At 63.1% G+C, this 20,350-nt stretch carries 18 protein-coding genes and 1 tRNA gene; 5 read left to right on the top strand and 14 right to left on the bottom strand.

From position 1 onward, the window contains the following. Nucleotides 1-10: 10 nt before the first annotated feature. From gor to rpiA, 3 genes are all read right to left on the bottom strand, one after another. Entirely contained in the window at nucleotides 11-1,399 is a 1,389-nt protein-coding gene (gene gor, locus NKJ93_RS02515; RefSeq protein ID WP_352587492.1) for a glutathione-disulfide reductase, read from the bottom strand. A 118-nt stretch (nucleotides 1,400-1,517) separates the two neighbouring features. Beyond that, nucleotides 1,518-2,096 carry a DUF2059 domain-containing protein gene (locus NKJ93_RS02510; RefSeq protein WP_352494650.1) on the bottom strand — a complete coding sequence of 193 codons (579 nt, stop codon included), beginning with the start codon at nucleotides 2,094-2,096 and terminating at the stop codon, nucleotides 1,518-1,520. Then, on the bottom strand, nucleotides 2,083-2,814 hold the full coding sequence (gene rpiA, locus NKJ93_RS02505) for a ribose-5-phosphate isomerase RpiA (protein ID WP_023717615.1): 732 nt from the start codon (nucleotides 2,812-2,814) through the stop codon (nucleotides 2,083-2,085). The genes NKJ93_RS02510 and rpiA overlap by 14 nt, the downstream gene beginning before the upstream one ends. Nucleotides 2,815-2,958: 144 nt before the next feature. On the opposite strand from rpiA, the gene NKJ93_RS02500 reads away from it, so the two are divergent. From NKJ93_RS02500 to NKJ93_RS02490, 3 genes are all read left to right on the top strand, one after another. Continuing rightward, nucleotides 2,959-3,642 carry a phosphoglycolate phosphatase gene (locus tag NKJ93_RS02500; RefSeq protein WP_352482587.1) on the top strand — a complete coding sequence of 228 codons (684 nt, stop codon included), beginning with the start codon at nucleotides 2,959-2,961 and terminating at the stop codon, nucleotides 3,640-3,642. Between the two features lie 102 nt (nucleotides 3,643-3,744). Continuing rightward, nucleotides 3,745-3,819: transfer RNA gene (locus NKJ93_RS02495), tRNA-Val, on the top strand. A 125-nt stretch (nucleotides 3,820-3,944) separates the two neighbouring features. Continuing rightward, complete coding sequence (locus NKJ93_RS02490; protein WP_352587489.1) at nucleotides 3,945-4,589, top strand: GIY-YIG nuclease family protein; 645 nt, start codon at nucleotides 3,945-3,947, stop codon at nucleotides 4,587-4,589. Between the two features lie 255 nt (nucleotides 4,590-4,844). Here the strand turns inward: NKJ93_RS02490 and NKJ93_RS02485 are convergent, their stop codons facing one another. The 5 genes from NKJ93_RS02485 to NKJ93_RS02465 form a co-directional block, all read right to left on the bottom strand. After that, nucleotides 4,845-5,237 (bottom strand): DUF1515 family protein, encoded by a 393-nt coding sequence (locus tag NKJ93_RS02485; protein WP_352587486.1) that lies wholly within the window; start codon nucleotides 5,235-5,237, stop codon nucleotides 4,845-4,847. 131 nt (nucleotides 5,238-5,368) lie between these two features. Continuing rightward, entirely contained in the window at nucleotides 5,369-5,572 is a 204-nt protein-coding gene (locus NKJ93_RS02480; RefSeq protein ID WP_352587483.1) for a hypothetical protein, read from the bottom strand. Beyond that, nucleotides 5,557-5,820, bottom strand: coding sequence for a hypothetical protein (locus NKJ93_RS02475; protein ID WP_352587480.1), 264 nt, complete (start codon nucleotides 5,818-5,820; stop codon nucleotides 5,557-5,559). The genes NKJ93_RS02480 and NKJ93_RS02475 overlap by 16 nt, the downstream gene beginning before the upstream one ends. Next, entirely contained in the window at nucleotides 5,820-6,032 is a 213-nt protein-coding gene (locus NKJ93_RS02470) for a hypothetical protein (protein WP_352587477.1), read from the bottom strand. Before NKJ93_RS02470 ends, NKJ93_RS02475 begins: the two co-directional genes overlap by 1 nt. A 1-nt stretch (nucleotide 6,033) precedes the next feature. Next, nucleotides 6,034-6,831: an N-acetylmuramidase family protein gene (locus NKJ93_RS02465; protein WP_352587474.1), complete on the bottom strand. Its 798-nt coding sequence runs from the start codon at nucleotides 6,829-6,831 to the stop codon at nucleotides 6,034-6,036. An 83-nt stretch (nucleotides 6,832-6,914) separates the two neighbouring features. Between NKJ93_RS02465 and NKJ93_RS02460 the strand changes: the two genes are divergently transcribed. Next, nucleotides 6,915-7,115, top strand: coding sequence for a hypothetical protein (locus NKJ93_RS02460; RefSeq protein WP_352587471.1), 201 nt, complete (start codon nucleotides 6,915-6,917; stop codon nucleotides 7,113-7,115). 13 nt (nucleotides 7,116-7,128) lie between these two features. Then, nucleotides 7,129-7,341 (top strand): hypothetical protein, encoded by a 213-nt coding sequence (locus tag NKJ93_RS02455; RefSeq protein WP_352587468.1) that lies wholly within the window; start codon nucleotides 7,129-7,131, stop codon nucleotides 7,339-7,341. On the opposite strand, the gene NKJ93_RS02450 is transcribed toward NKJ93_RS02455, so the two are convergent. From NKJ93_RS02450 to NKJ93_RS02425, 6 genes are read right to left on the bottom strand one after another with little or no spacing between them, the layout of a single operon-like run. Beyond that, nucleotides 7,338-16,562, bottom strand: a complete 9,225-nt coding sequence (locus tag NKJ93_RS02450; RefSeq protein WP_352587465.1) for a pyrophosphatase-like OB fold-containing protein — start codon at nucleotides 16,560-16,562, stop codon at nucleotides 7,338-7,340. The two genes, NKJ93_RS02455 and NKJ93_RS02450, sit on opposite strands and share 4 nt — an antisense overlap. Further along, nucleotides 16,559-17,716 carry a hypothetical protein gene (locus NKJ93_RS02445; protein WP_352587462.1) on the bottom strand — a complete coding sequence of 386 codons (1,158 nt, stop codon included), beginning with the start codon at nucleotides 17,714-17,716 and terminating at the stop codon, nucleotides 16,559-16,561. The genes NKJ93_RS02450 and NKJ93_RS02445 overlap by 4 nt, the downstream gene beginning before the upstream one ends. A gap of 11 nt (nucleotides 17,717-17,727) precedes the next feature. Continuing rightward, nucleotides 17,728-18,555 carry a hypothetical protein gene (locus tag NKJ93_RS02440; protein WP_352587459.1) on the bottom strand — a complete coding sequence of 276 codons (828 nt, stop codon included), beginning with the start codon at nucleotides 18,553-18,555 and terminating at the stop codon, nucleotides 17,728-17,730. A gap of 14 nt (nucleotides 18,556-18,569) precedes the next feature. Then, nucleotides 18,570-19,028, bottom strand: coding sequence for a hypothetical protein (locus NKJ93_RS02435; protein ID WP_352587456.1), 459 nt, complete (start codon nucleotides 19,026-19,028; stop codon nucleotides 18,570-18,572). A gap of 12 nt (nucleotides 19,029-19,040) precedes the next feature. After that, nucleotides 19,041-19,415 (bottom strand): hypothetical protein, encoded by a 375-nt coding sequence (locus tag NKJ93_RS02430; protein WP_352587453.1) that lies wholly within the window; start codon nucleotides 19,413-19,415, stop codon nucleotides 19,041-19,043. Further along, nucleotides 19,378-20,340 carry a hypothetical protein gene (locus NKJ93_RS02425; RefSeq protein ID WP_352587450.1) on the bottom strand — a complete coding sequence of 321 codons (963 nt, stop codon included), beginning with the start codon at nucleotides 20,338-20,340 and terminating at the stop codon, nucleotides 19,378-19,380. Before NKJ93_RS02425 ends, NKJ93_RS02430 begins: the two co-directional genes overlap by 38 nt. Between the last annotated feature and the right edge of the window lie 10 nt (nucleotides 20,341-20,350).

The following is a 20,350-nucleotide window of genomic DNA, read 5'->3' as shown; positions in this document are numbered from 1 at the left end:
TCTTGTCGCGTCAGACGCGCTCACCATCTCTCACCCGGTAAGTCGGCTTGTACATGGTGACGAGTTCTTCCGCCGCGGTCGGATGCACCGCCATGGTACGATCGAAATCATCCTTGGTCAGCCCGGCCTTCAGCGGTATGCCGAGAAGCTGCGCCATTTCGCCGGCATCCGGCCCGAGGATGTGGGCGCCGAGGACTCTTTTCGAGGCGCCGTCGACGACCAGCTTCATCAGCATCTTTTCATCGCGGCCGGAAAGCGTGTGCCGCATTGGCCGGAAGGTGGCGCGGTAGATTTCGAGATCCGAAAAGCGTTTTGCCGCCTCATCCTCCGACAGGCCGACCGTGCCGATCTCGGGCTGGGAAAAGACCGCGGTCGCGATCGTGTCGTGGTCGGGCGCCGTCGGCTTGTCCTTGAAGGCGGTCTCGACGAAGCACATCGCCTCGTGGATTGCCACCGGCGTCAATTGCACGCGGTGGGTGACGTCGCCGATCGCCCAGATGTTGTCGATATTGGTGCGGGAGTATCCGTCGACCTGGATTGCCCCGGTCTTGGTCATCTCGATGCCGACGCCTTCCAGGCCCATGTTCTCGGTATTGGGAACGCGGCCGATGGCGAGCATGACCTGATCGACCGTTAGCACCGTGCCGCCGGTGACAAGCGCGTCGAGCCGGCCGTCAGGCCGCTTCCTGACCCACTCTGACACGGCGTGGCAGAGGATTCTTATCCCCTTCTTTTCCATCGTCTCGTGCAGCGTGCGTCTGAGGTCCATGTCGAAACGGCTGAGGATTTCCTTGCCGCGGTAGACAAGCGTCGTGTCGACGCCAAGCCCGTGAAAGATGTTGGCGAATTCGACGGCGATATAGCCGCCGCCCTCGATCATGATTGCCTTCGGCAGCTCCTTGAGGTCGAAGGCCTCGTTGGAGAAGATGCAGTGCTCATGGCCGGGCAATGCCGGGTGCGGTGCCGGACGCCCGCCGGTAGCGATCAGGATCTGGTCGGCGGTAACGGTGCGATCCTCACCGAGAAGATGCACCACATGCGGATCGACCAGCACGGCGCGTGAGTGAAAGACTTCGCCGCCGGCGCCCTGCACGTTGTTCTGGTAGATGGCCTCCAGCCGGCTGATTTCGCGATCCTTGTTGGCGACCAGCGTCTGCCAGTCGAAACGCGCCTCAGGCACCGTCCAGCCATAGCCGGCGGCGTCGGCGAAATGCTCGGGGAATTGCGAGGCATAGACATAGAGCTTTTTCGGCACACAGCCGCGGATCACACAGGTGCCGCCATAGCGGTATTCCTCGGCGATGCCGACGCGCTTGCCGAGTGCTGCCGCGACGCGCGCCGCCCTCACCCCGCCGGAGCCGCCGCCGATGACGAAAAGATCGTAGTCGTAACCGGCCATGGCTGAACTCCTTGCCCCTCAAACACCGAGACAGGTAGGCTGCCGACCATCAAAAGAAAAGCCCGGACTTGCCGGGCTTTCTGGTCCAGTGGCGGTCAGGCCGCTCGGAAGTTCGCGATCAATTCGGTGTCGCGTCCGCAGGAGCAGCGCCATCGGCCGGGGCGGCACCGTCGGCAGGTGCGGCCGGCGCCTTGGCATTCGCCGCTGCACCCAGGGTCTCGCCTACCTGTTGGGCGAGATCGCGAGCCAGGCCGTTCTGCCAGATGTCGGCAGCCTTCACCAGCTCGCGCGTCACGATCGAGCCGTTGTCGAGCAGCTTCTTGCCGGTATCGGAGTTGTAGAAGGCGGCGATTTCAGTGAGCTCCTTTTCCGAGAACACTTTTGCATAGGCAAGCGCTGCTTCCTTTTCCAGGTCGGCGCGGCGCGATGCCAGGGCCATCGCCTTCTCGTTGATCGTCTTGGCGATCAGTTCCTGCATGTCCGGGTTCTTCTGGATCAGCTGCTGCTCGAGCGCCGCGGCAGCTTGCGGCAGGATGTTGTCGAACGTATCCGTCGCATGGATCGCCGCGACCGCGGCGCGCGCCGCCTTCAAATGCGCATCAGTGACATCCTGCGAAAACGCCGGCGACGAAAACGCGAAAACGGCCGAGGCCGCCAGAATGGCAAAAAAGCGGCCAACCCGGTTATGCAACATCATGATCGGTAAAACTCCCTGGTTTTCGGGCGGCATGGACGGTTTGGATGCCGTCGCCACCGGCTATGATGGCCGTTGATGCCAGCCCGATGAAAAGACCATGCTCGACCACGCCCGGAATGGCGTGGAGAGCATTCGAAAGCGCTCTTGTATCCGGAATGCGGCCAAAAGATGCATCGAGGATAAAATGGCCGCCGTCTGTAACAAATGGCTGGCTCCCCGTCATCCTCAGTGTAACAGGGCCGGAAAGGCCAAGGTTTGCAGCCACTGCGCCAACTGCAATTTCGGTGGCGCGCAGGCCAAATCGGTTGACTTCGATGGGCAGCGGAAAACGGCCGATCATCTCGACCATCTTGGAGCTGTCGGCGATGACGATCATGCGGGCGGAGGCCGCCGCGACGATCTTTTCGCGCAGCAGCGCGCCGCCGCCGCCCTTGACCAGTGTCAGCGCCGGATCGATCTCGTCGGCGCCGTCGATGGTGAGGTCGAGCTCGGGCGTTTCCTCGAGGGTCGACAGCGGCACACCAAGCTCGGTGCAAAGGACGGCGGTGCGCTCCGAGGTCGGCACGCCGATGACAGTCAGGCCGGTGGCGACCTTGTCGGCGAGCAGCCGCACGAACTCATCCGCTGTCGTGCCGGTGCCGATGCCGAGCCGCATGCCGTCCGTGACATGGGCAAGCGCTGCCCGCGCAGCCTCAACCTTCAATTGCCTCGCATCCATGCCGGGTCCCGAGATTCGTTTCGGCGCTCGTAGCATTTTTGCCGGGCTGGTCAAAGGACCTTGCCCGCGATGCATAAGCCGGCTTGCCTGAACGGGCCGCAGCGGTTATCGCCTGCCGGCAATCAAATCGTCACAGGACAGGCCATGACCCGACCGATCATCGTGTTCGACCTCGACGGGACGCTGATCGACACGGCGCCGGATCTGCTCGACAGCCTCAACCACAGCCTTGCCGCCAGCCAGCTCACGGCCGTCGACGAAGCCGGCTTCAAGCGCTTCGTCGGCCATGGCGGCCGGGTGATGATAGAGCGCGCCCATGCAGCGCAGCACAGGTCGCTGGCAGTGGAGGAGCACGACCGCCTGCTAAAGCTGTTTCTGGACCATTACACCGTTAACATTCCCGGCAAATCGCGCCCCTACCCGGGCGTACCGGAGGCGATCGCGCGGTTCGAGGCGGCCGGGTACCTGCTGGCCATCTGCACCAACAAATACGAGGCCAATTCGGTGGCACTGATCGAGGCGCTCGGCATGACCAGGCATTTCGCGGCGATCTGCGGCCAGGACAGTTTTCCGTTCCGCAAGCCAGACCCGCGCCATCTCACGCAGACCATCGCGCGTGCCGGCGGCGACCCGCACCGTGCACTGATGGTCGGTGATTCGCAGACCGACATCGACACGGCAAAGGCGGCCGGCATTCCGGTGGTGGCAGTCGATTTCGGCTACACCGACCGTCATGTGCGGGAGTTTGAACCGTCGGCGGTGATCTCGCATTTCGATTCGCTGACGCTCGATATGGTACAAGGGCTGATGGCCGCGGCAGAGGGCTGAAGCCGGCCATAGTCCGGACCGCCAGATGCCGACCGACAAGTGGTTGACTTCGCGGGCCGGCCTCCCTTATATCGCGGCGCGCTTGGCCTTCGGGCAACGAGCGGGCGATTAGCTCAGCGGGAGAGCACACCCTTCACACGGGTGGGGTCGCAGGTTCAATCCCTGCATCGCCCACCAGTTTCCAAGGCTTTCCGCCGGGCTTTCCCAAACCTTCCATGCACAGTCATGCAGGCTTGCGCGCCACACTGTGACGCAAAATTGGCACAGCCTGTTCTATTTTGGTTCTGAATGAGGAACGCCGAATGATCTACTTCTTAGAGGCCGGGCCATACGTGAAGATCGGATACACGAATGGCATCCGCACGCGCCTCAACGACCTACAGGTAGGCTGCCCGTACAAGCAGCGGCTTCTGGCAACCCTTGATGGCGACGAGCGGCTAGAATTCCAGATCCACGATTTGGCGGAAGACTTCCACCACCGGGCAGAATGGTTCCATCACCGGGGAAATCTCAAGCGTTGGATCGGCGGTGCCAACATCACCAGAACTGTCACCTATGCGGACGGAGCTGTTGAATACTGCTTCAAGGACCAGCTTGGCCACTATGACGAATTCGACGCCTATCTGGTGTCGATAGGCCGCGAGCCCTGCCGCAGGATCATCGGCCCTGGTCTAAAACCGAACGGGGCGGGTGAACGCAAAAAGCCCGCCGCACCTTTCGGCGCGACGGGCCATGTTAATTTTTGCGACTGGATTGGAGGTCGCTACGCGGCTACTGCCGCCGCAACCACCTTTGGCTCATCGCGCGGCGGCCAAAAGCACTCGCGCATCTTGTCGCCGATCGAGGTTGACGTGACCCAAAACAGATCGTTGCCGTCGAGCAACAACTGGCCGTTGAACGCCGCCGTGTCCGAATCGCCCCAAACGCGGGTGATGATCAACGGATAAACGTCGCCTTCCTTGACGTCGTTGCCAACGTGGACCTGGGCGCCGGAGCGGAGGGCGTGATGCCAGGGCAGTTTTTCCCTCGCATCCTTCCGTCTCTGGTTTATCGCGATGGCGTCCTGCCCAGAGACACGATAGTGGACGATTCTTCCGATTGTAGGCTTCATTGGATTTTCCTTTCCATTGAAACGACGGCACAGCGCCGCCTATCCGCGATGCGGATTCCGTGCCGGTAGAGCCGGCGAATGCGATGAAAAATCAGCCGCCGCGCAAAACGCGCCAGATGTCAGCCCAATAGGCGGTGATCAGCGACGCCACCGCAGCGGCAGCCATGCCGGTGACGCCAAGCGCACCAAGCCCCATAAGCTTCCACCTGGTCACCTCCGCAGTGACCGCCTTGACCTCGACCATGTCCTCGGAAAGCGCCTCGACGGCACTCTCCGTCTTAGCGAACCTGCCGGCCAGCTCGTCGGTCTTGGCGTACATCTTCGACCGGCTGGCGGCGGCGCGCTGTTCGGATTGCTCATAGGACAGCGCCGCTCTTGCATCCGAGTCTTTGATGTCGCGGCGGATTTCGGTGATGTCGCGCTGCATATCCTGCGTCGCCTGCAAGAGGCCGCCGATCATCATTTCGATGGTCTGCCCTGGCACGGTCAAATCTCCTTCATAAAGGAAAAGGGAACCGTTCCCGCGGTATTGCTTGTTTCAGCCATCTAATTGATCCCCCGAGATCAGTTTGTGGTTAGGGTCGGCAGACTGCTTCCAACAGCCTGTCGGCCCGCTTAGGCGCGCCAACCGCACCACTTTGTGCCTTGCGAATTGTGGGTGTTCATGTCGTCGAGCTCGGGCCGCGTCATGGCCTCGAAAACCGCCTGCGATGGCCGCTGCGGCTTGTTGTGGTCGCACCAAACATTGCGAGGGTTATCGACCGGCGGCGCGGTGACGCATCCTGCCAGCGCCAGACAGAGGATCAGTGCCTTACCCACGGTTCTGCCTCCTTGCGGGACTGCTCATCCGTCATGCCGGCCGCTGCCCGTTCGGCTGCCGTGGCTTCCCGGTCCATCTCGAGGCGATCTTGCGCGGCGGCAAGTTGTTCAGCCGCCCGCTTTGCCGCGTCCTTCTTCGCCCGATTGATGCCGCCGGCGACATAGAGCCCAAGCCCGCCGACCACCGCAGCGAAAATCGCCATGATGGTCTTGTTGCCGATGATGGCGGCTAGGAACGCAGCGAACATCACAGATCCTCCGCGCGGCGCCGGCGCAGGAACTCGGTCAAAACGCCGTTGATGACGAGGAACCAGGGGAACCACTCGCTCGGGATGATCGGCGAGAGCACCTGCGGATCGACGTAGGTGACGACTGCGGCAACGACGCCGAGCGCGGCCTGAAACCGTGCCCAAAAGATCGTTTCGCTGCCGGAGAAAAACTTCTTGATGCGGGTCCACATGTCATTTGCCTTTCTGTGAGAATATAGCTTTCAGGATTGCAAACAGCGCCGCCCAGAACGGATTGCGCTCGACGTGCACGGCGGCTGGCGTAGGAGCGGCAGGAACAGGCTTTGGCGCCGGGACGGTCTGCGGAGCCGGGATAGGTGCCGGCGCTGGCTGTACGGGCACGGGCGCGGCAGGGATCGGCTTTGCCGGCCACGGCGTATCCTTGATGCGGCTCCACTTGCGGTAAGCATCGGCAAGCCTGGTATCGTAGGAGTTCTTGCGATAGCCGGCGCCGTTGTAGCCCTTGGCAAATCCGGCCCAATCGTGAGCACGCAGATTGTCATCGAGCTTGTTGGCCTTGATGAAGTTCACCGCGGCGAGGAGTTGGTTTTCCTCATCGTCCTTCATGGCTTCGACCATGGCCTGCACGGTGAGAAACCCGGCCGCCTCGAAGTTCTCGCCGAGAACCTGGCCGAGCCCCCACGATGCGGATTTCAGCGCTGCGGTCTCGTCGATCGCACAGGCGGCTTTCAGGCGCGGATAGCTGTCTCGAGGATAGGGTTTTCCGCCCCACTTCGGATAGGCAAGGCCGGCGGCTACCGCCTTCGATCGAGCGGCGCCCGACAGGTTGCGGTAGAAGACGTGCGGTTCAAAGAGGATCGTCGGTCGGCCCTGATTATCAAAACCAGAACCGCACGTCTCAACATCCAAGAAAGCATGAATCTCGTCCTCTCCTACTCCAATGCGGGCGCCGAGTTTTGGCAAGTCGAGATCGTCGAGGCGCTTGGCGGCGCCCTTGAAAGACAGGTCCATGGGGTTTTTCCTCTTGTGGGCGGCAAACCTGCTGCCGCAATTCGGTTGATCTGCTGGTGGTTTTGGCGTCAGAGTGCCGGCCCATGATCGGAACGATATTTCCTGACTCGGATTTGAGCCTGTGGGTAAAGGCGGCCGGCGCCTTCTTTGCCGTAGCTGGCGGCCTCATTGCCGGCTACAGGGTGCAGCGCTGGCTTGCCGCCTATGTGCCGGGCTTCGCGAAACTGCCGCACGAGATCGGCCCTGCGGTTGGGCTGCTCGCCGGCGTGGTCTGGCTTTTTTGATAGGGAGGAAGAAATGCGGAAATTGCTACTTGCCGTACTGCTACTCGCAGCGTCGCCGGCCTTGGCCGACGAGTTCTGCGACGGCTTCGAGGAAGGCTACAAGACGATCAAGGGCGACATGGTGATCGTGCCGATCTGCCCGATTCCACCGATCACCCCGATCGGCTCGAACGATTATCGCGAAGGCATCAAGGCCGGCATCGCCGCCGCACAGCGCGACGGCTAGTCCTCGCCGCCATCGGTCTCATCATCCCCGCCGCCAGCTACCCGCCCGAGCTCGGCGCGCTTTTCGGCGAGCGCGTCCATCTTGGTCATGATCGATGACATCGACCGTTCGAACTCCGCCTGCGAGATCAGGTTGCGTTCGCGCTGGCGGCCAAGGGCGCGCGCCTGTGCCCGCAACTCCTGCTCGACCTTCTTCATGTCGAAGCCGTGCCAGAACAGCCCTTCCTCGACGTCCTGCGCCTTGACCTTGACGCCGACCGATGAGGCAATGGCAGACGGCAGGTCATAGGTGCGGCCCTTGGAGTCGGTCGCGCCCTTGAGCGAGTTCTCGATCTTGGTCCAGTACCATGAACCAGGCACCCATGCCGCCGACGGCATCCACGCCTTCCAGAGATAATCGCCGTTCTTGCCGGCCTTGTCCCACCAATTGTCAGTCAGGTCGTTGGTGATCGGCTCTCCGGTAAACCCCTGCTTGTTGAGGGCGAGTTCGGCCGCCATCATGAAGGGGCCACCGAATTGCAGTGGCGCCGGAATGGGAATGGCCGACGAACCCTGATTGGTGTCGAAGACGTCGCCGGCCGGGATCCAGCGGCGGATATCGAGGAACATAGGCAGGCCGTTGCCGTCACGGAACGGCATCCGCATCATGCGCGGCACGCCAAGCCATGTGAAGCCCTGCTCTTCGTCGCGCAGACTGGCGCGCTCGCGCTCCTCGTCGTCGCCATCATCGTCCCAGCCATAGGCAAGGGCGTTGAGCGCGTAGGCGATCAGGAAGTACTTTGGCAGCTTCCAAGGCCGCGTCGCCATCGCGCGGGCGATCAGCGGGACCGCGCGATAGGTGTAGGAGATGAACGGCAGCACCGAATTGCGCGCCGCGTTCACCCAAGGGGCCCGGATGTCATAGTCGAGGAACTGTTGTCGGGCGAAATCGGCGGCCTGGGCAGGTTCGTCACCGGCCTGCCGGCGGCGCATGTAGGTCGCCATGCGAAACAGTTCGTCCTCGATGCGGTAGGCCTCGATGGTGAACCTGTCGGCGGTCTTGGCCCAACCCCACAGCCGGTCGGCAACTCGCGACAGCGTGCGAACGTTGCTGGCGACCCCGGGGATGTCCGATTCGGCTTTGGCAATCTCGTCGAGGATCGGCCGCAGCACCTTGTCGCGAACCTCCTGGGTCATCATGTCGCCGCCGAATGCGCCGTTCTCTATCGCCTCGCGGTAGTGCTGATCCTTGGCATAGAAGGACTTCACGCCCGCGGCTAGATCCTGCATGCGGATGTCGGCGAAGTCCATGAACATCAGGTTCGACATCACATTGTTCATGTGCACGACCGGCGAGCGGGCGGTCTTGTTCAGCTTCCACTGCGTCAGGGCTTTGCGCCAGAACGTCGGCCTGTTCATGATGGTGAATTCGTTGATGTCGCGCCATATTTCGGCGCGGACATACTTGCCCGCCAGCGCGCCCCAACGCTTGGTGCCACCGGTCTCGCCGATCGCCGTGTCAGGCACCTTGACCCAGCCGACTTCCGGGTCGATGGCGCGACGGCTGAAATCTTCCGAGTTCAGCCATTTGGTTGCCGGTGGCGCGGTCGAGACCCATTCCTCGTTTTCGGCGATGTCCTTGAAGAACCGGCCGGTCGCAAGGTCGTGCGCCATCATCAGGTAGGTCTTGCCAATGGTGTAGCGGGCGTCGAGGATTTCGCCCATGGACGCGCGCTCGGTCTTCGAATAGTCGCGCCAGAGCGTGAACTTGCCGCCGTTATCGGCGCGGATTTCCCAAATGCCGTTGTCGCGCCAGCCGGCATATTTCTCCGGCACCGGTTTATCGGCTGGGAGATAGACGCGCTGCACCGCCTGCGGCTTGGCGTCCGGCTCGAGCAAATCGCCCTGCTGCTGCATCATGTCGAGGATGCGGAACTTCTCGCCCTTGACAGGCTTGCCGCGGCCGGCACTTGCCCATGCCGGATCGTCGCGCACCAGGCGCGGCGCTTCGACATCGAGAAAGATGCCCCTGCCCTTGAACTGGTCACCGACGATTCGCTGGCGGCGGCTGGTCATCAGCTTCGACACGTAGCCGATCATGCCGCCGTCCATCTCATGCTTTGCATAGACGCGGTGGAGATAGGCGCCTCGGTTGCGCTCGAAACTCTCAGGTGAGAGCAGTCCGAGCGATACCGCCTCCTGCCCCAATTCGTCGATGGCGACGCGGATCGGTTCGGCGAGTTTGGTCATGTCGCCGTCGTTGACCTTTTCACCGGTCAGTATCGCCTGCAGAACCTTGGCTTCCTCCATGCCGACGTTCTGGTCCTTCAAGGATTTGAGAACCTCGACACCGTCCATCATGATGCTGCGCTCGTCCAGCGCGCGCTTGCGCTCGCGGTCGATATAGGCTGGGTCGAGGCCGTAGCGGTCGACCAGGCCGGCGCGCGCCGTCGCCATCGGCCCGTTCAGCCATGAGAAGCGGCCTTCCGGGTTGAACGTCGCCGAGGTGAGCAGCTTCGCCGTCTTGTCGCTGAGATAGAGACCTGGCTTCCACTGGCCCTGCTTGTCGATGCCGCCGAAGATCTGGAACGGCAGGCGCAGCGCGCGGTCGATCGGCTGGCCGCGGGCGATGAAACCTTGGGCGACGCGCTGGCGATCGGCGGCGGTTTCCGGCTCCTTGCGGAGCTTGAACATCTGGTCGATCTCGACGCGTGCATCGTCATAGATGACATAGTTGTAGGTACCGTCCCCCGCAGAGCGAGAACTGCCGTCGAGGAACTTGTGACCGGGAATGCCGGCAGAGCGGAACGCTTCGGATGCAGCCCTATCGGAACCAAGCCGGCCTTTAAGCCAGCCATACAGATCAGCGCCTGTCGTCTTGTCCCATTCCTTCCCGCCAAGGATATCGCGCACGGAACTGCGGAAAGTGCGTTCTGGCTCCCGCGTGAATAGACCTGGCTTTTTGACAGCATCCACCATCGAGCGGATGGCCGTCTTCACCGCTTCTGGCTGTTCACTCAAGGGCGCATCCCACGCCAAGAGTTCGCTATCGTCCGGGATTTCGACTTGGAATAGACGGCCGAGTTTGCGACCGAGAACGCGCTCGATCTTTGATTTATCCGGTATTGTTGAATGCCAGCGCGGGCGCGATCTTTGACCTACATTCCCGTCTTTATCGGTACTAACGACCTGCACAGAAAAGCCGCCATGATGGCGGCGGAAATCAAGAACCTTATCATACCCAACGTACCCTTCAACAACGCGGCCCGCTGAGAAATACTCCTCAAGCGCGTTGATGTCTGGGCTGGATAGTTTCTCTCGGTAGAATTCCGCGACCTCTTTCTTGCCAGCGAAATACAGGCCCCAACCGAACGATTGCGCGCCCTCGCCTGTTCCGATCGCTCCAAGCGAGAACTTGTCAAACAGGTGCGGCGAGCCATGCCATGCCGCCTGGAACATCGACATCTGATCTTTCTCGTCGCCGAACAGCGGCAACCCGGAGGCGTCGCGCTGCGGCTTGCCCGATCGCTGCCGGCCCTGCATCAGACGTTCGGCGCGCTCCTTGTCGCTGATCTTGTCGGCGCCGGGGATGATAAATTGCTCCCGTGGCCCGTCCATCGTCTCGACAACTTCCTTGGCGAACAGATCACCGTCGTTCGACGGGATTGCATAAGCGGCGTCCTCGCCGGCCGCAGCGCGTGGACGACGGCCGATCTCGCCGGAGCCGATCTTGCCGAACACGTCTTCCGAGGTCTTGAAGCCAAGGCCATTGAGCGCATTGCGCAGCGCCTCGATGAACGCCTTGATCTTGCGGAAGGCCCGCGCGATCAACCCGCCTGAATTGAGCTTTCCCGTCGCCCAATCGGCATAGGCATGGGCGATTCCCTCTTCGGTCTGAGCCCATTCTGGAAAGCCGGCATAACGTTCCGGGATGGTGTAGCGCTTCATCCAGTCGCGGACAGATGTGTTTGAAAGCGCTTGCCATTCCTCATCGGTGAACAGCCCGGCGCGGCGCATGGCATGCAACGCCTCATGCTGAAGAACATTGTCCGGGTCCTTGGCGTCGAGCGCCACGTCGATCAAGCCTTTGAAGTAGCGACCGTCGGCTGGATAAGCCTCGCCATTGACGATGAAGCGGATGGTCTGCGCCAGGCGCGCGCCGACATCGGTCAGACCGAGCCGGTCGAGTTCCTTTCGCATTGCCGCTTCGATCTGATCGGTTTCGGCGGCGAAACGGTCGGCGAGCAGGATCTCGGTGCGAAGGTTGCTGCCGTCGCCGATCTTGAAGTTTTCGGTGATGAGGCGTGGGTTACCCTCGCGCAGGGCGTAGTTGACCCTTGCATCTGCCGGATCGAACGAACCGCTATTGTCGGTGGATTTGATTTGCGTCGGTTCGAACACGGCCCATGCATCACTACCATCATCCTCGCGCAACCTGACGCCGTCAAAGCCTTCGGATTTGAGGCCATTGATCACATCGGGGTCATCGAGGGCACGCTGCACGTCGGCCCACGTCTCTGGCCGGTATCCGGCTATCTGGTCGATGATTTCGGTCGCGTATGGGTCTGGCTCGTCAGCACGCACAAAATACTCGCCACGGCTCTCGATCTCAGCAAGTTGCCCATCCGAAATTACCAAATCCAACGGATTCTGGACCGACAGGTAAAAGGCCCTGACTTGGGCGCGCCCACCTTTTTTGCCACGCAGCCGTTGGTCTATCTTGACGCGGTCCTTGGCGAACATCTGCGCTGTCGCCTTTTCCGGCGTAAAGAAGTAGGCCGGAGAGACCACAGGTTCATGGCCATACGGACTTTGCCGCATGCTTGGCGACGGCTTGAACGCCTGAAACTGCCTGTTGCTGCCGTGATAGACGACGAGCGGCTTGCCGTCATTGTCCACAACAAGACTGTCGCCGAACCACTTCTTGAATGCAGGCGTGGCGGTAGGACCGTCGTCCCGCAGCGCGAACCTCTGCTCTTCCGCCTTGCCATCGTCAAAGCGTGGCGTGCGAATCGGTGGTGCTTCGCCGATGGGTTTTGGCTTGCCGAGACCGGCAGATGTCGGTTTGGCTGACGGCTCAGTGGTTCGGTTGATCTGCCGCAACCGTTTCGCCTCGTCGGCGCTGACCTCAAAGTTGAACGTGAACCCCTGCTTTACGCCCTGGTCAGCATAGTCTGGGTTGTTCACGCGCGGATCGTCGGCAGGCAGGTCGAGATAGTGCAGTGGTAGATCGGAGCGGTAGTTGGCAGCATAGGTGCGATTGGTGCTTACCCAGCGGCCTGTTTCGCCATCGCCCAACGCTTGGCCGCTGTGATAGACGCGCACCATGCCATTGGGAACCGGAGGTTCCGCCGTGGCACGCTCGTCTGGCTTTGGAGTGGCAACTGGCTTCGCAGTTTCTGCCTTTGTCGCGTCCGCTTTCTCACGCGCGGTAGCCACCATCGAATCGATGATGCCTTGGCTTTGCCCATCGGTGAACGCGATACGCTTGCCGTCTGGGCCGGACAGCGTTGTTTCGATGCCTGCGCGATGGAATCTATACCCCGCAGGCAGGTCATATTTGACCTGCTCAACATAATCCGCGTTCGATTCCTCGGTCGCCGATGGCGCAGGGCGCGGTGCCTCGCCTCCCGCGCGGCGCCTTGCTTCATCGACGGCGGCATCCCAATCGAAGCCCTCATCGAGTATCTTGATCGCGCGCTTGGCGATGTCCGGCGTGATTGGCGCGCGCCGTGGTCGCGGCGCAGCCGGGGTCAGCCTGCTACCGACGCCCATGGCAGCGAGGATTTCGGCTAGCTTACCCTCAAGATGCACGGCGCGAGCGCCGTCGCCGCTGGCCTTCATCTGGTCAATTTTTGTGCCGAGCAGCGTGGCAACGTCTTTGTTCGCCTGAACAGCCGCATCAAATCTCAATCGCTCGTCGGGCGCGAGATCGGCGTAGAAAGATGGGGCTTGCGGAGAGATAGGCGCAGGCGGTTTAACCGGCTCGGGTGCCGCGATGGGCTGCGCTACTGCTGGCTGGGCTGGCTCTGCTGCGACTTCCGGTTCTGGATTTTGACCTCCAACCGGTTCAGTGCTTCCGCGTTCGACGCTTGCCGGCGCAGGTTTTTGCGCTCGGTGGCGGACAAGCCCGGTTGTGTCAAGGCGCGCTGGCGCAGCGTCTTGGCGAGCGCTGTCCGTTCGTCCGGCGACATCTTCGGCGAAAAATGGTGCGTCATCGGTCTGGTCCTTGGCCGGCGCAATATGCGCTGTTTCGGCGTCTGCGGCAAGCATATGGCGTTCCATCACCTCGGCGGCGGCCTCGTCGGGCCACCAGCCGTCGGCGATCAGCGCATGAACTTCTTCCAGTTCGGTCGGATGCAGGTTGGCGCCGACTGAGGCCAGCGCTTGTTTGAGCTCGCGCTTGACCTCGTCTTCGCGCGATTTGGCCGTGTTCTGCTCGGCGACGATACCGGCGCCCTTTGCCTGGTCGGCACGGGCAAAGATGCGCTGGCCGCGCCGCGTCGCCTCGATGGCATTGAGCATATCGGCAATGCTGCTGACCTGATACTGCCCGGCTTGACCGAGATAGCCCGCCTCTTCGGCCATTTCGCGCGCCCGATCGAGCGTCAGCCCGCCAGAGCGCATCAGGCGGCCGGCGCCGGGCACGAAGACGTTGTGCAGGTCGAGCGACCGCAACTCGCCGCGATAGTCCTGCAGGCCGCCGGCTGCGGCGAGGAACTGCACGATGTCGGGCGTGGCGCCCACGCCACCGCCGCCGCGCGCCGCTGCTGGCTTGCTGTAGGCAACCGGCTTCTTCGGTTCGCCGTTCTTCAGCCATTGCTTGAACTGCGCCACGGTCATGCCGGTGACGGCACCTGCACGCCTTGGCCCGCTGCCGTCGGAGAACGCAGCGTCGTAGGTGTCCATGGCCGACTGCAATTCGTTGTAGCCGAGCATCACCTTGTTCTCGTCGAACTTCCCCGTCGCCGGATCGATCTGGTCGACGACGAAGACATGGCCGGTGTTCTCATGGCCGAGATAGACGTCGACCGCATCGCCGTCGGCACCCTTGGTGCGCTTGAGATAGCCGTAGGGCGCCGGCATCTGCACCGACCACGGCTTGCCGCTACCGTCGATGCCGGTGCGCTCCTGCCCCGCCTCGGTCTCGATGGCGATCGGCATGCCCTGCCATTCGACATGGCGCTTGCGATAGTTGCCAGCCTCGGCCTGCCCCGGTGTCGGCGCGACGGTCTGTTCGGCGTTGACGTGAATATCTTCCGGCCGCTCGATCACCAGCGGCGATTCGCGCGTGCCGGCAGGCGGCTGGAAGCGCGCCATGGTGACGCCGTCCTGGGTCCTGGTCTCAAGACCGTCGGTTGGCGCTCCGTTGGGCACGGTCTGCCATTTCGCGGTCGGCACGAAATCTGCGATGGCTTTGCGTTCGGCGACGATCTCGGACAGTTTGCGCTTGTCGGAAAGCAGCGCATCGAGATTGGGCCGGGTGTCGTTCGCGCCTAGGATGATCTCGGAAATAGGCGTGCTGCCTGGGCGATGCGGCGCCTGCGCAATCTGGCCGCCCATGTGGCGACCGATGACGTCGGCGGCCCAGCTTGGCAGGCTTTCGGCGCTGTGGCTCGGACCCCAATAACGCCGTGCGCCAAGGTCGATGTGAATAGCGTTATTGTAGACGCCGATGCCGGTGAAGCCGGCGGCCGACGCGGTTTCGATCAGGCGCACGCGATCTGCGATCGGCATGTTGCGCACGTCGATGTCGAGCGCATTGCCGTCCATATGCTGCGAATGCTTGGCGCCGCCGGCCGCTGCGTTGCGCTCTGGATCGCGAAAACCGGAATTGATCGGCAGTTGCGCGCCGAACGTGTCCTGCAATTGCTGGAAACGGTCGAGGACTTCCGGGCGCACATGCGAGACGTCGGCCGAGCCGGAAGCGATGGTGAAGCTCTTCTCCTCCGGCACGAGAGCGGCCATGCCCTTCGGCTGATCCGTGACAGGGATAAGGCTCGGATCGGCGACAGGCGGCGCCTGTTCCGTGTTGGTTTCACGGGAAACGTCGGGAGACTGTACGTTTTGTACAACCGGCGTCAGGCCGCCGGCATCGAGCGGTGCCGGCGTCACCGGCTGTCCGACCGCTGGCGGTGGCGGCGCAAATGCCTGATCGACACGGGACGTCGGATCAAACCCGGCCATTTCCTGACCGAAGGCATCGTCGATGCGGCTGTTGATGGCAGCATCCGATTCCGGATCGGCGCCGATCATCTGCTCGGCCGGAAATGCGCCTTCCGGAACCCCGTTGACCGAATGGAGGCGACCTTGCCTGGCCTCGCGCGCCATGCCGACGCCGATTTCGGGAACGCCGGAGACGACCTCGGCGATGCCCTCCATGAGCACATCGCCGGGCTTGCTGATCTCGCCATCGTCGACATATTGCGCGCTGGCCTCGCCGGCTGCACCCGTGCCGGCCTGCATGGCGAGTTCGGCGACCGGCTTGCCGATCTTGCCGGCAACGCCGAACGAAATCGCGTCGAACGCCGCAACCGGAATGCCGCGCTTGAGCGCGTGCGACCGCGCATCCGCCATGATGGCTGGATCCTTGAACGCGGCTGCGACTGCGGCATCGTCGTTGAAATCGACGCCATGGTCGCGCATCGTGTCGATGATGGTCGCGGAATATTCTCCTGCGAACGAACCAAGGAACGTGCCGCCGATGGTGCCGACCGTGGCGCCTGCGGCATTGCCGACGATAGGAACGACCGATCCGGCAGCACCGCCTGCAGCACCGCCAGCAATGCCGCCTGACAGAGGCGCCAAGGATTGTGGCAGGCTTTCGCCGATCGTCGACAGGACCGCCTGCGGATTGCTCAGGATGGCATAGGCGGCGCCGCCCCAGCCCTTGGCCTCCGAAATCTCCTTCATGCCCTCCTGCACCGCAGGCGGTGCCGGATAGCGGGCGATGTCGGCTTCGTCGCGCACCAGCGCCTTGGCCGCGTCCTCATCGGACATCAGCCCGGTTTCGTGCTGCACGATGGTGCCGGCCTGCTGCAGGCGGTTGAAGCCGCGCGCCAGCGAGCCGAACGGCACGGAGCGGTCCTCGGACATGGGATCGGCCCGACCGATCGCCGGCATTGCCGTCAGCCCGGTGGTGTCGAGCTTCTTCAAGCCTTCGACGTTGAGACCGGACGGCGCACCCGCCGGGCGCAAGCCCGTGGTGTCGAGTTTCTTCAGGCCGGCGGTGTTGAGCGTCATTTGGTGTATGTGCCGCCGTCAATGACGATTTGAGCGCCGGCTGGCGCATACTGCTTGAACCACTCGACCTGATCCTGCGTCGTGGCCTTGTACGGGTCCGCCTGAGAACCGGCGCCAGTCAGGCCCGGCGGCGGGCTCGTTGGGGTAGCGGTGGCGCCTGGCTGCGCTGGTGCTGCGGTCTGCGCCGGCTGCGACGGATCGGCGCCTGCCTGTGGGTGTTGCTGGCCAGACTTCAAGTCGGCAAGGATCGCCTGATAGCGCTGGCGGCGATCTTCCGGCGATGTGCGGAAATCGCTCGACGGCATTTCCATTGAGGTCAACTGACGCGCCAGATTCATCAGGTCGACGTCGGTCGGCGGCTTGCGGCCCGATGCAATGGCGAAGGCGTCCTCGTCGGAATAGCCAAGCGCCTTCGCGGCATCCTGCACGACCTGGAACTGCAGCGGCCTGCCGGCGCGGCCGGTCGCTGCATCCATGTCCGGTTCCGGCGCATTGTCGACCTTGAACGGATAGGCCGGGTCGGCACGGTTCTGGCCGCCCGCGGCACCTTCGGCTGTCAGGCCCTTGACCGCCTCGGTCATGAACTGCTGCTGGCGTTTCGGCGAGTTCGGATATTGCGTCTTGGCCTGCTCGGAGAGCGTCTTCAACTGCTTGATCACCAGCCGGTTGTTGACGATCTGGTCGGGAAGGTCGACGCCGAGTTGCTTGGCCACGGCACGCGCCGTCACCACGTCGCCCTGGTCGAGCAGGTCGATCACCTTGTAGGTGCCGTCGAGCGCGGCATTGTCGACCTTGACCTCGCCAAGCCTTGTGTTCTGCTTGGTCTGCGCAATGCGATCGGCGGACGTGGCCTGATTTTCAGAGGCGGAAAGCGCGGCATCGCTGGTCTTGATCGGCGCTTGTGCAGCCTGCTCGCGCGCCACGGCGACGTCATAAGGTGCGGTCTGCGCAGCCACATCGGCGCGCGTCTGGTCGTAGCCGGCGTTGGCGTCGAGTGCCCTGAGCCGCGATGGCATGCCGGCGGCCTGCTCGGCGTTCTGCTGCATCCGGCCATCATTGGCGATATCGGTCGTGAGCAGATCCTGATAGGCGCGCTGGCCGCGCTGGAACGCTTCCGTCGCCGGATTGTCGCGGATGAACTGGATGTCTGCCATGGTCGCCCCTCTCAGGAGTTATATTTCGCCATGCGGTCGGCATAGGTGCTCGATCGCGCGCCCGAAGCGATGGCCGAGCCGATGTCGCCGATCGCCGAACCCATCAGATTGCCGTTCGCCGTCATCGCATTGGCGGTCGTGTTGCCCATGCTCTCCATGCCCGAAGCCTGCGTCTTGCCGATCGAGGTGTAGGCGCCGCCGAGCCTGCCATAGTAGTTGTCGTACATACTGCCGGCGCGGCCTGACGCGGTGTCGGCAGCCGCAGCCTTTTGCGTGCCTTCGGTCGACTGCAGGCCAGCAATGCCGCGCCCGGAGGTGTCGTAGCTGTCGGCCAAGGCACCGGCAGCACTCATCGCCGCGGCGCGGTTCTTTTCCAGCATCGCGTTGGTGGTGTCGTTCTCGACCTTGCCCATCATCGCAGCCGCGGTGCGGCCGGAACCGGCAAAGCCAGACGAGCGGATATTCTGGGCATTGATGCGGCGCGATTCGTCGAGCTGGTACTTCTGGTCCGACGTCAGCTTCATCGGATTGGCGACGACGTTGCGCAGGAACCGCATACCGGGCTCGGCCTCGTCGCGCATCTGGCCGAGCGTGGCCTGGGCGGCGTGGCTGCCTTCCTCGATCGAGCCGACAACGGCCGAATAGCCGGACTGGATTGCCGCCGATTGCATGTCGAGACCGGAATAGAGCGCGTCAATGTATTTGTTGATCGCGTCGGTCGAAATCTTCATGCCTTCATAGGTCATCTGGTTCGCAGCGTTCGCCGCGTCGGCGTTCGCGTCAGCGCCGACCGCTGCGCCGATCCCAGATGTTACCGCACCGATGATTTCGGCCAACATTTTCTTGGTCCCCCTTAGACGCCAGCGAGGCGCGTGCGTGCCATGCCGCCGCCCATGCCCTGCGGTTGCTGCGGCGCGTATGGCTGCTCGCCCTGCTCTTCGCCGCCGTCGTCCATGCCGCCCTGATCGTCGCCGCCATGCTCGCCGCCTGCGGCCTGCTGCATCATATAGTCGATGACGAAGCCGACCTCGGGCAGGAGCTTTTTCAGTGCCTGCGCCGCACCCTCGTCGACGCCGCCGAGTAGTGCTGCCTGCTCTTCGTCCGACAAGGCGTCGAGCCGCTTGAGCAACAGCGCCTGAACCGGGTTCTTCGGGTCGATGTTGCGCTGCAATTCCGGCGGCAGGCCATTGGTGGCGGACGGAGCAGCACCTGGCTGCGGTGCCTGCGGCTGCTGTGGTGCTGTCGGCTGCGGAGCCGCCGCCGGTTGCGGCATCCCGCCGCCGGGCTGGCCGGGCTGATAGGGCATGTTCATGGGACTTTTCTCCTATTTGAGCATGTCGGGGTCGATGCCGTCGCCGACCAGGCGAAAGGCGGTGTGGACTTGGCCGCCATCGGCAAAGCCGAGATCGAGCGCGATATTGTGCAGACTGCGATAGTGGGTCGGCATCTCGATGAAGCCGCGCCCGCCGAGAAAGCCCTCGGCGATGGCGATCACCCCCTCAATGGCACGCCGCGCCGCCTCGATGCGGACGCGGCCCGGCAGATCCGGATTGACGCAGGTGAAGGCGATGTAGGCGATTGCCGCGTTGGGCAGGTAGACGAAACTGGCGCCGGCGGGAGTGCCGTCACAAAGGACGACAACACCGCTCGGCGGCAGGCACTCAGGCGGCAGGAACCGGTTTCCATCCCTCGCCTGCAACCAGGCTTTGATAATCGGATAGTGAACCTCTTGCCGGTAGGGGACGGTCGCCAAAGATCGAACCTTCGTCGACGATCCAGGCGAGGCATTCGAGGCGATATGCGTCTGCATTGATTTCCTCGAGGCGCTGCTCCGGAAGCTGGTCGCCGGAAGCGTCGGTTTCGGCGAAGTCGGCGGCGATGTGGGTGCGCAGCACCATCAGATGATTGGCCGTTACCAACGGATATACGGTGATTTGACCGTCTCGCCCAAGGTCGAACGGCTCGGCATCGGCGGTTTCTTCGACACGGCGGAACCGGGCGCCGTCCAGCACGGCATGGCTGCCGGTGACGATCTGACCCTTGTAGCGGAAGGCATTATCGGAAAGGGCTTCGCCGCGGCCGATAACTGTGCCGCCGAGCATGACCTGCTCGAACAGTTGGATGGTCTCGACCGGCTTCCAAGAGCCGTCGGCCATGCGGACCTCCGTCCCCTTGGCATAACAGACCTTTGGCGGCTTGTTCGGCATGATGGCGTGTTCCGGCGCCGCCGGCATGCCCGGCATCTGGAAGACGCTTGCCAGCCTTGTAGTCGGGGTTGCCGGCCCCGGCAGAGTGGTGACAGGCGGCGTGACGGGCGGCGTCGCCGGTGCAGGCGTCGTGGCCGGTGTTGCCGGCCGTGGCGCGAGCAGGCCGAGATCGACACTATGTGCCGGCTGCATGCCGCCCGGACCGATATAGCCGGTGCCGCGCTGGTTCGCCTGCGGTGTGCCACGATGATAGCCGGGATTCGGTGTCGCCACCGCCGGCAAGGTCGTTGCTGCCGGCGTGACGGTCGTCGTCACCGGCGTCGCTGGTGCCGGCGTCACTGCGGGAGCAGCCACCGGTACGGGCGCGGCCGGAGCCGAGCCGATGAAGCCGGTGCCGCGTTGGTTCATTTGTGCCATGTTGATCTCC

Source organism: Mesorhizobium sp. M0028 (genome assembly GCF_040323855.1).
Lineage (GTDB): Bacteria > Pseudomonadota > Alphaproteobacteria > Rhizobiales > Rhizobiaceae > Mesorhizobium.
The sequence above is the reverse complement of the archived record's forward strand: the minus strand, read 5'-3'. Positions and strand labels throughout refer to the sequence as shown.

Coding starts and splice junctions, on each gene's coding strand:
- gor (WP_352587492.1), bottom strand. CDS start 1,399: ATGGCCGGTTACGACTACGATCTTTTCGTCATCGGCGGCGGCTCCGGC.
- NKJ93_RS02510 (WP_352494650.1), bottom strand. CDS start 2,096: ATGATGTTGCATAACCGGGTTGGCCGCTTTTTTGCCATTCTGGCGGCC.
- rpiA (WP_023717615.1), bottom strand. CDS start 2,814: ATGGATGCGAGGCAATTGAAGGTTGAGGCTGCGCGGGCAGCGCTTGCC.
- NKJ93_RS02500 (WP_352482587.1), top strand. CDS start 2,959: ATGACCCGACCGATCATCGTGTTCGACCTCGACGGGACGCTGATCGAC.
- NKJ93_RS02490 (WP_352587489.1), top strand. CDS start 3,945: ATGATCTACTTCTTAGAGGCCGGGCCATACGTGAAGATCGGATACACG.
- NKJ93_RS02475 (WP_352587480.1), bottom strand. CDS start 5,820: ATGTTCGCTGCGTTCCTAGCCGCCATCATCGGCAACAAGACCATCATG.
- NKJ93_RS02470 (WP_352587477.1), bottom strand. CDS start 6,032: ATGTGGACCCGCATCAAGAAGTTTTTCTCCGGCAGCGAAACGATCTTT.
- NKJ93_RS02465 (WP_352587474.1), bottom strand. CDS start 6,831: ATGGACCTGTCTTTCAAGGGCGCCGCCAAGCGCCTCGACGATCTCGAC.
- NKJ93_RS02460 (WP_352587471.1), top strand. CDS start 6,915: ATGATCGGAACGATATTTCCTGACTCGGATTTGAGCCTGTGGGTAAAG.
- NKJ93_RS02455 (WP_352587468.1), top strand. CDS start 7,129: ATGCGGAAATTGCTACTTGCCGTACTGCTACTCGCAGCGTCGCCGGCC.
- NKJ93_RS02450 (WP_352587465.1), bottom strand. CDS start 16,562: ATGACGCTCAACACCGCCGGCCTGAAGAAACTCGACACCACGGGCTTG.
- NKJ93_RS02445 (WP_352587462.1), bottom strand. CDS start 17,716: ATGGCAGACATCCAGTTCATCCGCGACAATCCGGCGACGGAAGCGTTC.
- NKJ93_RS02440 (WP_352587459.1), bottom strand. CDS start 18,555: ATGTTGGCCGAAATCATCGGTGCGGTAACATCTGGGATCGGCGCAGCG.
- NKJ93_RS02435 (WP_352587456.1), bottom strand. CDS start 19,028: ATGAACATGCCCTATCAGCCCGGCCAGCCCGGCGGCGGGATGCCGCAA.
- NKJ93_RS02425 (WP_352587450.1), bottom strand. CDS start 20,340: ATGGCACAAATGAACCAACGCGGCACCGGCTTCATCGGCTCGGCTCCG.